Annotated in this window: 10 protein-coding genes and 1 pseudogene; 3 read left to right on the top strand and 8 right to left on the bottom strand. The window is 64.3% G+C overall.

What is annotated here, in order from left to right:
* Positions 1 to 59: 59 nt before the first annotated feature.
* The 3 genes and pseudogenes from AC50YA_RS15910 to AC50YA_RS15920 form a co-directional block, all read left to right on the top strand.
* Positions 60 to 860 carry a peptidylprolyl isomerase gene (locus tag AC50YA_RS15910; RefSeq protein ID WP_494983211.1) on the top strand — a complete coding sequence of 267 codons (801 nt, stop codon included), beginning with the start codon at positions 60 to 62 and terminating at the stop codon, positions 858 to 860.
* A 67-nt stretch (positions 861 to 927) separates the two neighbouring features.
* On the top strand, positions 928 to 2,595 hold the full coding sequence (locus AC50YA_RS15915) for a DUF349 domain-containing protein (protein WP_494983212.1): 1,668 nt from the start codon (positions 928 to 930) through the stop codon (positions 2,593 to 2,595).
* 343 nt (positions 2,596 to 2,938) lie between these two features.
* Positions 2,939 to 3,235, top strand: a pseudogene (locus AC50YA_RS15920) (type IV toxin-antitoxin system AbiEi family antitoxin); the annotation flags it as partial.
* 51 nt (positions 3,236 to 3,286) lie between these two features.
* Here AC50YA_RS15920 and AC50YA_RS15925 read toward each other — a convergent pair.
* The 8 genes from AC50YA_RS15925 to AC50YA_RS15960 form a co-directional block, all read right to left on the bottom strand.
* A complete protein-coding gene (locus tag AC50YA_RS15925) occupies positions 3,287 to 5,680 on the bottom strand; it encodes a RelA/SpoT family protein (protein ID WP_494983213.1) in 2,394 nt (797 codons plus the stop codon).
* Between the two features lie 137 nt (positions 5,681 to 5,817).
* A complete protein-coding gene (gene secF, locus AC50YA_RS15930; protein ID WP_494983214.1) occupies positions 5,818 to 6,840 on the bottom strand; it encodes a protein translocase subunit SecF in 1,023 nt (340 codons plus the stop codon).
* Entirely contained in the window at positions 6,840 to 8,597 is a 1,758-nt protein-coding gene (secD, locus tag AC50YA_RS15935; protein WP_494983215.1) for a protein translocase subunit SecD, read from the bottom strand. The genes secF and secD overlap by 1 nt, the downstream gene beginning before the upstream one ends.
* A gap of 110 nt (positions 8,598 to 8,707) precedes the next feature.
* A complete protein-coding gene (gene yajC, locus AC50YA_RS15940) occupies positions 8,708 to 9,097 on the bottom strand; it encodes a preprotein translocase subunit YajC (RefSeq protein ID WP_494983216.1) in 390 nt (129 codons plus the stop codon).
* Between the two features lie 182 nt (positions 9,098 to 9,279).
* Positions 9,280 to 10,368: a Holliday junction branch migration DNA helicase RuvB gene (gene ruvB / locus AC50YA_RS15945; RefSeq protein WP_494983217.1), complete on the bottom strand. Its 1,089-nt coding sequence runs from the start codon at positions 10,366 to 10,368 to the stop codon at positions 9,280 to 9,282.
* Positions 10,361 to 11,005 carry a Holliday junction branch migration protein RuvA gene (ruvA, locus tag AC50YA_RS15950; protein WP_494983218.1) on the bottom strand — a complete coding sequence of 215 codons (645 nt, stop codon included), beginning with the start codon at positions 11,003 to 11,005 and terminating at the stop codon, positions 10,361 to 10,363. The genes ruvB and ruvA overlap by 8 nt, the downstream gene beginning before the upstream one ends.
* A gap of 90 nt (positions 11,006 to 11,095) precedes the next feature.
* On the bottom strand, positions 11,096 to 11,674 hold the full coding sequence (gene ruvC / locus AC50YA_RS15955; protein WP_494983219.1) for a crossover junction endodeoxyribonuclease RuvC: 579 nt from the start codon (positions 11,672 to 11,674) through the stop codon (positions 11,096 to 11,098).
* 35 nt (positions 11,675 to 11,709) lie between these two features.
* Positions 11,710 to 12,465: a YebC/PmpR family DNA-binding transcriptional regulator gene (locus AC50YA_RS15960; RefSeq protein ID WP_160671298.1), complete on the bottom strand. Its 756-nt coding sequence runs from the start codon at positions 12,463 to 12,465 to the stop codon at positions 11,710 to 11,712.
* Positions 12,466 to 12,467 lie beyond the last annotated feature (2 nt).

The raw sequence follows: 12,467 nt of genomic DNA on the forward strand, positions 1-12,467 counted from the left end.
CAGACAACCGCCTCCGGATTCAGTAACGACCGGACGCGGCCCGACACACAGGAGGACCATTGGCGGCCAGTTCACGCAGCGCCCGCGAAGCCAAACGGCGCATCCAGCAGATGGAGGCAAAGCGCGAGCTGCGGGGGGACCAGGAGAAACGGCGCAAGCGCGACAACGTCATTGCCGCCGTCGCCGGAACCGCCGCCGTCTTGCTCGCCGTCGTACTCCAACTGACTGCCTTTGCGGGCAACCCCACGGAAGACGAATTCGCCGCCGCGGAGGCCGGCCTGACCAGCCCAACCGACTCCCCCACGCCTTCTGCGCCCGCCACGAACGGCGCCAACATCCCGGCCGCGGACACTGCCGCCGGCAAGGTGTTTACTGGTGAACTGGCACTGAACGGGAACGTGCTCGGCGTCGAAATCGACGGCACCAAGGCACCCCAGGCCGCGGCGGTCTTCAAAGCACTGACGGACGAGGGCTTCTACAACGGCAGCGCGTGCCACCGGCTGACCACGGGCGAAACCTTCGGCCTCCTGCAGTGCGGCGGCGCCTCCGCTGCTGCCGACCCCGGGTACACCTGGGGACCCCTCGAAAACACCCCGCCAGATAACACCTATCCTGCGGGCACGATTGCCATAGCCCGGTCCGGCGACAACGCCTACGGTAACGGCAAGCAGTTCTTTGTGGTCTACAAAGACACGGTGATTCCCGCCGACTCCGCCGGGGGCTATACGGTGGTGGGCAAGGTGACCTCCGGCATGGAAGCAGTGACCGCCATTGCCGCCGCGGGAATCACCGCCGGCTCCAGCGCATCAGACGGCGCACCTGTGCAAACAGTCACGATAGACTCGGTTTCTCTGAAGTAGGAAGCCAGGCCGTTACGGCCGCGGTGCAGTACGTGAGTATTTCCCTCCAAGCGAAAGACTTTTAGCGGTGACAGACAGTCAGAAATCCGACGAAACAGCAGCAGACCTGACCGAGGTAACAGCCCCCGTGGCTGACCAGGCAGACGCTGTCCAGGCAACCGCCGAACAGGCCACGGTTGACGAAACCGTGGCTCAAGCGGACGTGGAACACGAGGGCCTGGCCGCCCCGGCCGAAGGTGACGAGGTCCCGGCGGAAGCGGCTGAGGAGCCTGCGGCAGCTGACGAGGTCCCGGCAGCGCCGGTTGAAGCGGCCGGTGACGCAAGCACGGCTGCTCAGGCTCCCGCTGAAGAAGCCCCGGCTCCGGCACCGGTGCCTGCTCCGGCAGCTCGACCCGCCCCGTCGCCGGCAGCCTTCGCCGCCCGGCCCAAGCCCGCAGCAGCTGCACCTGCGGCAGCACCGGCGCCCGTCGCCTCCGCGACCTCGCTGGCGGAAGCTGCCAAGTGGGGCCGTGTCGAAGGTGACGGCCACGTATTCCTGACGATCGACGGCGAAGAGCACCCGGTGGGCCAGTACCCCGACGTCAGCAATGACGAAGCCCTTGGCTACTTCGCGCGGAAGTATGACGACATTGTTGCGCAGGTCCTGCTCCTGGAGCAGCGCATCAGCTCCAAAGCGCCCAGCACCGACATGCAGAAGACCGTCACCCATCTGCGCGAGCAGCTGGCAGAGCGCAACATGGTGGGCGACCTCCGTACCACCGAAGCGCGGCTGGACACTGTTTCCGCGCAGATCGCCGAACTCGAAAAGGCAGAGAAGGCAGAACACGACGCCGTTCGCTCCGCCGAGCTCGCGGCCCGCGAGGCCATCGTGGCCGAAGCCGAAGAGATCTCCGGCCAGGATCCCGCACAGATCCAGTGGAAGACCTCCAGCGCCCGGATGAACGATCTTTTTGAAAGCTGGAAGACAGCCCAGAAGAGCGGCATCCGGCTTGGCCGCAGCAACGAGGACGCATTGTGGAAGCGGTTCCGAGCCGCCCGCACCGTCTTCGACCGTCACCGCCGCGCATACTTCTCCCAGCTGGACAGCACCAACTCGGCCGCAAAATCGGCCAAGGAGAAGCTCATCTCCGAAGCCGAGGCCCTGTCCTCGTCCACTGACTGGGGCTTTGCCGCTGGCGAATACCGCCGGCTCATGGATGAATGGAAGGCCTCACCGCGCGCCAGCCGCAAGGACGACGACGCCCTCTGGGCCCGTTTCCGTGCCGCCCAGGATGTGTTCTTCACGCACCGGCAGGCAGCCAACGAGGAGATCGACCAGGAATACGCTGCCAACCTCACGGTGAAGGAAGCGCTCCTCGTCGAAGCGAACACCATCCTGCCGGTCAAGGACCTGGGCGCGGCCAAGAAGGCGCTCCAGTCAGTCCGCGACCGCTGGGAAGAAGCCGGCAAGGTCCCCCGCGCCGACATGGGACGCATCGAAGCGGGCCTCCGCAAGGTGGAGGACGCTGTGCGCCACGCCGAAGAGGAAAACTGGCAGCGCTCCAACCCCGAGACGAAGGCCCGCACCAACAGCGCCCTGTCCCAGCTGGAAGCTGCCATTTCCGGCCTGCAGGACGATCTCGCCAAGGCAGAAAAAGCCGGCAACCAGCGCAAGATCCAGGGGGCCCGCGAAGCCCTCGAGGCGAGGCAGGCCTGGTTGGACCAGATCCAGCGCTCGGCCAGCGAGCTTTCCTAGTCAGTAGTTTGTAGCCCGCCTTTTCCTAAGGCGCCTGTCGCAGGACGCAGAGGCCCGGTCCGGTTATCCACATAACCGGAACCGGGCCTGTGCGCGTTAAGGGAAGACCCGGCAGGATGGAGGGATGGCCACCTCATCACCACCCCAATACCCGGACCTGTATTCGCCCGGGAAGCCTTTCGCGTGGCCCGAACTCCAGTCCCTGGCGGCGGACGGTGTCCTGGCCCAGTTCCACCAGCACGGCTTCACACTGCCGGATGCTCCCGCCTCACCCCAGGTGCGGGCCAGAACGGTGGCCTACGCAGTGCCGGCAGCGGTCAGGCAACGCGTGGTGGCCGGGCGGATGACGGCAGCCTGGATCTACGGCTGTGCGGCTGAACCGGACCGGCTGGCATTGCTTGTGGATGCAAAACGGCGGATTTCGAGCCTCCGCAATACCCGCGGCTGCACCCTTCATGAAGTCAGGCTTGGCCCGTTCGACGTTCTCAGCATGGGCGGGCTGATGGTGTCCAGTCCACTGCGCACGGCCGTGGACATTGCCCTGCACGTCGACGCCTACCGGGCATTGCCTGCGCTGGCGGAGTTGCTGGCGCGCCCGGAGCGGGACGTGCGGCTGCGCCTGCTGATCCTGGCCATCGAAGCGAGCCCTCGGGTCCCGCACAAACGGGCCGCACTGGAAAAGCTGGCCCAGCTAGCTCCGGCGCTTGTTGCCGGTGGTCCGGTAGACGTCAAACACGCCGTCGATGCGCCGTACGGCGCTGAGGACGTGGCTGAGGTACTTGGGATCGCCCATCTCAAAGGCGAACCTGGAGATGGCCACCCTGTCGGTGGAGGTGTTCACGCTGGCCGCCAGAATGTTGACGTGGTTCTCGGACAGGACGCGTGTGACGTCGGAGAGCAGGGACTTCCGGTCCAGCGCCTCAACCTGGATCTCCACCAGGAAAACACTTGACTGGGTGGGTGCCCAGTCCACCTCGACAATCCTGTCGGGCTGGTCCCGGAGATCCGAAATGTTGGTGCAGTCCGTACGGTGCACCGAAACACCGGAGCCCCGGGTGACAAAGCCGAGAATCGGGTCCGGGGGTACGGGCGTGCAACAGCGCGCGAGTTTCACCCAGACATCGCCAACGCCGCGCACCACCACGCCGGAATCGGAGAACTTGGTTTTGGCCACCTGCGTAGGGATGCTGACTTCGGTGATGTCGTCGTCAGTGCTCTCGTTGCCGCCCAGGCTTTCAACGAGTTTCTCCATGACGGACTGCGCTGACGTATGCCCGTCGCCTACGCCGGCGTAGAGGCCCGAGATGTCAAGGTACTTGAAGTCTGCGGCCACCGCCGCCAGGGCCTCGTGCGTCATCAGGCGCTGCAGGGGCAAATTCTGCTTGCGCATCGCCCGTGTCAGCAGTTCCTTGCCCCGGTCGATGGCTTCTTCGCGCCGTTCCTTGCTGAACCACTGACGGATCTTGTTCCGGGCGCGGGCACTCTTGACGAAGTGCTGCCAGTCCTGGCTGGGCCCGGCGCCTTCGGCCTTGGAGGTGAAGATCTCGACCCAGTCGCCGTGGTTCAGCTCGCTGTTCAATGGCACGAGCTTGCCGTTGACCCGTGCGCCGATGGTGCGATGCCCCACTTCGGTGTGGACGGAGTAGGCAAAATCAACCGGAGTCGATCCGGCGGGGAGAGCCATAACCTCGCCCTTGGGGGTGAAGACAAAGACTTCGCGGGCGTTGATCTCAAACCGCAGCGAGTCCAGGAACTCCCCTGGATCGGACGTCTCCTGCTGCCAGTCCACCAGGGACCTCAGCCAGCCCATGTCGCCCTCGCGGGGGCTGCCCGGCCCCACTGCCGTACGGCTGGGCTGATCCTTGTACTTCCAGTGGGCGGCCACACCGTACTCGGCACGGCGGTGCATTTCGTGGGTTCTGATCTGGATCTCCACAGGCTTGCCGCCGGGCCCGATCACCGTGGTGTGCAGTGACTGGTACATGTTGAACTTGGGCATGGCGATGTAGTCTTTGAACCGCCCCGGTAAGGGGTTCCAGCGCGAATGCATGGTGCCCAGCGCGGCGTAACAGTCCCGGACCGAATCAACGAGCACTCTGACGCCCATGAGGTCGTTAATGTCGTCGAAATCCTTGTCCCGGACGATCATCTTCTGGTAGATCGAGTAATAGTGTTTCGGCCTGCCCGTAATGGTGGCCTTGATCCGTGCGGTACGCAGGTCATCGGTGATCTGATCCCGGATGACGCCGAGGCTTTTCTCCCGTTCCGGGGTGCGGTCGCCCACCATCCGGACAATTTCCTCATAGACCTTCGGGTAGAGGGCCGCGAAGGACAGATCCTCCAACTCCCACTTGATGGTGTTCATGCCCAGGCGGTGGGCCAGGGGTGCGAATATTTCAAGGGTTTCGCGGGCTTTTCGGGCCGATGACTCCGCGGAGACAAACCGCCAGGTCCGGGCGTTGTGGAGCCTGTCCGCGAGTTTGATCATAAGGACCCGGATGTCCTTGGCCATCGCCACAACCATTTTGCGGACGGTCTCTGACTGCGCGGCTTCACCAAAGCTGACTTTGTCCAGCTTGGTGACGCCGTCCACCAGCATGGCAACCTCAGGGCCGAAGTCCCTTTTGAGGTCCGCCAGGGTGTACGGGGTGTCCTCGACCGTGTCGTGCAGCAGGGCTGCGGCGAGCGTGGTTCCGCTAAGACCCAGCTCAGCAAGGATGGTGGCCACGGCCACAGGGTGGGTGATGTACGGATCACCGCTCTTGCGCTTCTGCCCGCGGTGGCTCTGCTCAGCCACCTCGAAGGCACGCTGGATGAGATCGAAATCTTCTTTGGGGTTGTTCGCGCGGACGGTACGCAGCAGCGGCTCAAGAATGGGCGAATAGGTTGCCGTGCCGCGGCCGGTCAGCCGCGCCAGACGGGAGCGCGTCCGCTCGCGCCGGCCGGGAAATGTAGGGCGGGCGCCTGAATTGTCCACTGGAACAACCGGCGCCGGGCGTGCGGAAGCGGTCAGCCCGGTCTGAACTCCGTGGCCCGGGCTGTTATCCCCACCTGCCGTTGGCACCGACGCCGAACGTTCTTCCAATGAAGCACCCCTCACGACTGTTTAATTACCCCAGTCTATTCCCCCGCCAGTTCACTTATGTAACCGGCGCCTAAATGCGAAACGGACCTGGCGGCGTCGGTAATCCGATGCCGCCAGGCCCGCTCTGATGCGAAGGGTCAGGCCCCTGCGGGCGCAGCCGATTCTTCGGTCCGGGCATTGTTCGCGGACCTGCGGTGTTCAACGCGCTTCGCCTGCTTGACAAGGTCAGGTTCGTTCTGGCGCAGCCAGGCATACATCGGGGCAGCAATAAAAATGGTCGCCGCAGTACCGATCAGAATTCCGACGAACAGTGCCAGCGACAGGTCGCGCAGGGTGCCTGCCCCCAGAAGGCCGGCACCGATAAACAGGATGGCGCCGACCGGGAGGATGGCCACCATCATCGTGTTGATGGAACGCACCAGGGTCTGGTTGACGGCGAGGTTGACTTCCTCACCGAAAGTGCGGCGCGTGGACGCATCGAGATCAGCGGTGTTCTCCCGGATCTTGTCGAAGACCACCACCGTGTCATACAGCGAGTAGCTGAGCACCGTCAGGAACCCGATGATGGCTGAGGGCGTCACCTCGAAGTCGCTGAGGGCATACACGCCGGCGGTGATGAACATCGTCACCAGCATCCCAGCCATCGCGGACAGCGACATCTTCCAGGTCCGGAAGTACAGCGCCATCAGCACAGCGGCCAGGGCCACAAAGACGAGCAAGCCGATCAGGGCCTGCTTGGTGACATCCGCGCCCCAGGTGGGTCCAATAAAGGTAGATGTCACCTCGTTGTCAGTGACACCGTAGGCAGTGGTGAGGCCTTCCTTGATCCTGAGGGTCTCGTCATCCGTGAGCTTGTCCGTCTGGATCCGCATGGTGGTACCGGCGACATTGGCCACACGCGGAACGCTGCCGGCCACCACGTCCTCGACAACCTTTTCACCAAGGGCCGAGTCGGTGCTCTGGACGTTGGAGACGGTGAACTCCGAACCGCCGCGGAACTCGATGCCAAGGTTGAATCCGCCCTTGGCAACCGGAATGAGGATGGACAGCGCCACCGCCACCGCCGCGATGATGAACCACAGTTTCTTGGCCCCCACAAAGTTGTAGGAGCGCTTCCCGGTGTAGAGCTCGTTGCCGAAATTGGCGAAGCTGCTGGACATTACTTGTTCTCCTTGGCTGCGCTCTTGGAGGAGCTGGTGAGCTGCTCCTGCTTTTCCGCGAGGCGGCGTTCTGCGATTGTCATGCGTCGTTCAGCCTCGGCGACCGCGCCGGTGTTCTTGGCCCGGACTACGGAAGGCTTGGCCTCCGGCGTCCGCAGGCGTCCTGCGCCGCGGTAGAGCGGCACAACACCCAGCCGCTTGGGGTCCAGGCCGGAGAGCGGGTGGCCCTCCCCGAAGAACTTGGTGCGCGCCAGGAGCTGCAGCGTCGGGTGCGTGAACATAAAGACCACGATGAGGTCGGCAATGGCCGTCAGACCCAGCGTGAAAGCGAACCCGCGGACGTTGCCGACCGCCACAAAGTAAAGCACCAGGGCGGCCAGCAGGTTCACGGCCTTGGAGGCCAGGACTGTGCGCTTGGCCCGCCTCCAGCCGTTCTCCACCGCGGAGACCAAGCCACGGCCCTCGCGGAGTTCATCGCGGATGCGTTCAAAGTAGACGATAAACGAGTCAGCGGTCTGGCCGATGGCAACGATGAGGCCGGCCACGCCGGCCAGGGAAAGCCGGTAGTTTTCAGTCCAGCCCAGGAGGGCAATGGCCAGATAGGTGAGGGCTCCGGCCACTACCAGCGATGCAATGGTCACCAGGCCCAAGGCCCGGTACTGGAAGAGTGAGTAGACCACCACAAGGAGCAACCCGATGATGCCTGCAAGGAGGCCCATACGCAGCTGTTCGCCACCCAAGGTAGCGGAGATCTGCTGGTCGCTCTGGATTTCGAAGCTGATGGGGAGCGCGCCGAAGCGGAGCTGGTCCGAGAGCGCCTTCGCTGTCTTTTCGGTGAAGTTACCGGTGATCTGTGGCCGGCCGTCGGTGATCACAGCAAGTGACCGCGGTGCGGAGATGACCTGGTCATCGAGGACAATCGCGAACTGCGCCTTGGGGTCGTTGCCGGTCTCGCCGCCTGCTGCCACGTAGAACTGATTCAGGCGTTCGGTGACCGTCTTGAACTTGGCGGTTCCTTCGTTGTCGAACTGGATGTTGACGGCCCAGTCGTTGGTCACAGCGCCCTGCGCACCCTGTTGCAGCTGGAAGGAGGACGTGACAATGTTGCCGCCCTTGACTTCCACCGGGCCCAGGATGTATTTGATGGCCGGTGTGGTCTCCGTTGCCGGTTCACAGGTAACCAGGGGTTTGGCGGGATCGGAGGCTTCAGGGCTCTCCGGCGCAGGATTGTTGCAGTCCATGGTTTCGAACTGGCGGTAGATGTCCGCGGTGATCCAGTTGATATCGCTGCCGTTGGCGGGCTCTGCCGTGGGCTTCGGAAGCTGGTCTTCGGGGGTGAGGGATTCCGTGGGGACGGACGCGCCGTCTCCGTTCAGCAATACCGGGCGGAAGTTCATGTCCGCGGAAGCCTGGATCAGGTCCCGGGTTTCCTTCGTAGGTGTGCCGGGAAGGCTGACCACGACATTGCGGCCGGACTGCGTGCTGATTTCCGCTTCGGCAACACCTGAACCATCCACACGCTGGCGGATGATGGCCACAGCCTGGTTGAGCTGCTCTTCATTGATGTCCGAACCGCCCTCAACCTTGGGCGCCAGGATCATCTGGGTGCCACCCTCGAGGTCCAGTGCCAGCTTGGGTGCCCAGTTTGCCTGTCCGGCAAGGGTGCCGCCGGCCAGGACGGCGGTCAGCACGGCGAGGACTACGCCGAGCCACACCAGTACCCTCAGGCCTGAGTTGTTAGGGCCAGTTCGTGCCATTGTGAATCTTTCTCTTATTTACGGAGGAACCACCGGCGGGAGCTATCAGTCCCACTGGCGGTTGTCCCCAGCGTAGAGGTGTTGTAACGCGGGCTGCCGTGTGGCGCGGACTAGTTGTCCTTCTTGCCTTCGTCGTTGAGGCGCTTCAGGGTCTCGTCCGGGGTTTCGGCGGACGCTGCCGGGGTGCCCGCTTCTTCAGTGGTCAGGGAGGAGGCGTCATCCGGGACGGCCGGAGCTTCGGCTTCGACGGCCGGTTCCACAATCTTGGTCACGGCCTGGCGGTGGACGGTGGCTAGGTTTCCGGGCGAGAGTTCCAGGACTACCTTGTTCTCGGCGTCGTCCATGGAGACAATCCGGCCATAGAGTCCGAAGCTCGTCATGACCTCAACACCGGGCTCGAACTGGGACTGCAGCGTTGCCGCCTGCTCCTTGGTCTTCTTGTTGCGTCGGAACATCATGAAGATAAAGATTCCGAGCATTGCGAACAAGACGATGTTCATTGGATCCACAGGGAAGATTCCGTTCTGTACTGGCGTATCGGGTGTTTGGCAGCGTCCGCGTCGTTCCCCGTTGCAGAAAATCGTGCCTGGCAGGCAACGGCTACTCAGAGCCGCCGCGGGAACACAGACCCGAACGTGCCGGGTGTCATACCAGTCTAAAGGGAAAAGCTGGGAGGACAGTGCTATTGACCGTTCGGGGCCCATTCGGCCGCGGACTCGGCGGTGTCCGGGTCAGGTTCGAACAGATCCAGGGGTTCCTGCCCGAAAACTCCGGCCGGCACGGCGAAGCCCAAGTGGGTCCAGGCCGGAGCCATGGCGATGCGGCCCCGGGGCGTCCGGCCCAGCAGGCCTTCGCGCACCAGGAACGGTTCCGCCACCGTTTCCACGGTCTCGGTCTCCTCCCCCACCGCAATGGCCAGGGTCGAAAGCCCCACGGGTCCCCCGCCGAACTTCGTAATGAGTGCTTCCAGGACTGCCCGGTCCAGCCGGTCCAGGCCCCGCTTGTCCACTTCATACATGTCCAGGGCAGCGGAAGCGGCGCGGGCATCGATCTGCTCAATCCCGTGCACGAGAGCCCAGTCCCGGACCCGGCGGAGCAGGCGGTTGGCAATACGCGGCGTACCGCGGGACCGGCCGGCAATTTCGCTGAAACCCGCAGAGTTGACTTTGAGGTCCAGCAGGCCGGCGGAGCGCCTGAGCACCAGTTCGAGCTCGGCCACGCTGTAGAACTCCAAATGCCCGGTGAAGCCGAACCTGTCCCGGAGGGGGCCGGGCAGCAGACCGGCGCGCGTGGTGGCACCCACCAGGGTGAAGGGCGGGAGCTCCAACGGTATGGCGGTGGCCCCGGCGCCCTTGCCCACCACGATGTCCACCCGGAAATCCTCCATGGCCATGTAGAGCATTTCCTCTGCCGGCCTGGACATCCGGTGGATCTCGTCCAGGAAGAGGACCTCGCCTTCGGAAAGAGAGGAAAGGATCGCGGCGAGGTCGCCGGCGTGCTGGATGGCCGGACCGCTACTGATCCGCAATGGCGCGTTCATCTCGGCGGCCACGATCATGGCCAGGGTGGTTTTGCCCAGGCCTGGAGGGCCCGAAAACAGCACGTGGTCCGCGCTGCGCCCACGCATCCGGGAGGCCTGGAGGACCAGCGAGAGTTGCCTGCGGACCCGGTGCTGGCCGACGAAGTCATCGAGGTTCTTCGGCCGGAGGGCGGCTTCAATCGCCCGTTCCTCGGGTTCCTCCCCTGCCGCCACCACCGACGGCTCAGCCACGGCTGCCTACGCGGTTGCCGGCCCGCGCGCCGTCCTGGCCCAGCCAGCGCAGCGTGGTCCGCAGGATCTCGGCCACATTGCCGCGGAATTCAACCTCGGGATCGTCCGCCAGGGCCTTTTCGATGCTGGCAGCGGCATCCTTTTCTGACCAGCCGAGGCTGGTCATGGCCGCCACCACCTGGGGCTTCCAGGCTGCTTCGGCCGGGGTGGACACACCGGGGGCACCTGCCGTGCCATGCGGCACCAGCTTTCCGGCAAGTTCCAGCACGATCCGGCCGGCCACCTTGGGGCCGATGCCGGGAACCTTCGTGAACGTTTTGCTGTCACCGGTGTGGGCAGCAACCCGGATCGCTTCAGGCTCGTGCACAGCGAGCACTGCCAGCGCGAGCCGGGGACCCACACCGCTGACGCTGAGCAGGACATCGAAGACTTCTCGTTCATCGTCGGTAGCAAAACCGAACAGGGTGAGGGAATCCTCACGCACGATCAGCGAGGTGAAGAGCTTGCCTTCCTCGCCCATGCGGAGGCGGCTGAGGGTCTGCGGCGTGGCGTTGACGCTCATGCCCGCCCCGTTGAGGTCGATTACGGCAGTGGAAAGGCCAACGTGCGCTACCGTTCCGCGAAGGAAACTGATCAAAGCCGGGCTCCTGGTGTACTGCCGGGCTCATGGGGGTAGGACCGGCTATCCGAACATATCTACGAATACCCTAGCAAGCGCCGCGGACATTCAGCGTGCGCGGCGCGCTTTCGCCTCGGCATCGGCCCAGGCGCGCTGGGCCGGTGTCAGCGACAGGCTGCCGGGGCCGGTGGTGGCTACAGAGGCGCCGCTGCCCGCCCGCCAGGCGTGGGTGATGGCCAGGGCCAGGGCATCTGCGGCGTCCGCCGGCCGCGGCGGTGCATCCAGCCTGAGGATCTTTGTGACGAGTTTGGTCACGGCTTCCTTGTTGGAGGTGCCGCTGCCGGTCACTGCTGCTTTCACTTCCGACGGCGTGTGCAGTGCCACCGGGATCCCGCGCCGGGCCGCGGCGGCAATCACCACTCCGGAGGCCTGCGCCACCCCCATCACCGTGCTGACGTTGAGCTGGGAAAAAACGCGTTCGACGGCGAGAACGTGCGGCTCGTAGCGGTCCAGCCACTCGTCGATGGCCAAGGCAATCACCAGCAGTCGCTGGTCCAGGGTCTCCTCGGGCGAAGTACCCACCACCCCAACCGCAACCATCGTGGCCCGCCGGTTCCGTTCGACGTCGACAACGCCGATGCCGCAGCGGGTGAGGCCCGGGTCAACGCCCAATACGCGCAGGGTCACTCTGAGACATCCGCCCTAAGCCACAAAGCGGAAGGTCACTCAGCTTCCAGGGCGGCCTGGACTTCGTCGCTGAGGTCGGCATTGCTGTAGACGTTCTGGACGTCGTCGAGCTCTTCCAGGGCGTCCACGAGCTTCATGAACTTCTTGGCGGCATCGAGGTCCAGCGGCACCTGCATGGACGGCACAAACTCGGCTTCATCGGTCTCGTACTCCATTCCGGCTTCCTTGAGGGCATCCCGGATGGCCTGGAGGTCGGTCGGCTCGGAGTGTATCTCGAAGCTGTCGCCGTTGTCCTTGACTTCCTCGGCTCCGGCGTCGAGGACGGCCATCAGGACGTCGTCCTCGCTCAGGCCGTTCTTCGGCATCGAGACGACGCCCTTGCGGCTGAAGAGGTAGCTCACCGAACCCGGATCGGCGATGGTGCCGCCGTTGCGGGAAATGGCCAAGCGGACCTCGGAGGCTGCGCGGTTCTTATTGTCCGTCAGGCACTCGATCAGCAGTGCCGAACCCTGCGGGCCGCGGCATTCGTACATGATCTCGGTGTAGTCCACCACTTCACCGGTGAGGCCGGCGCCACGCTTGATGGCACGGTCGATGTTGTCGGCGGGCACCGACGTCTTTTTGGCCTTCGTGACGGCGAGTTCCAGGCCCGGGTTGCCGGCGAGGTCCGGTCCACCCATACGTGCAGCGACTTCGATGTTCTTGATCAGCTTGGCGAACGATTTTGCGCGGCGGCTATCGAGGATGGCCTTCTTGTGCTTGGTCGTTGCCCATTTGGAGTGTCCTGACATGC

Source organism: Pseudarthrobacter sp. RHLT3-21 (assembly GCF_059383495.1).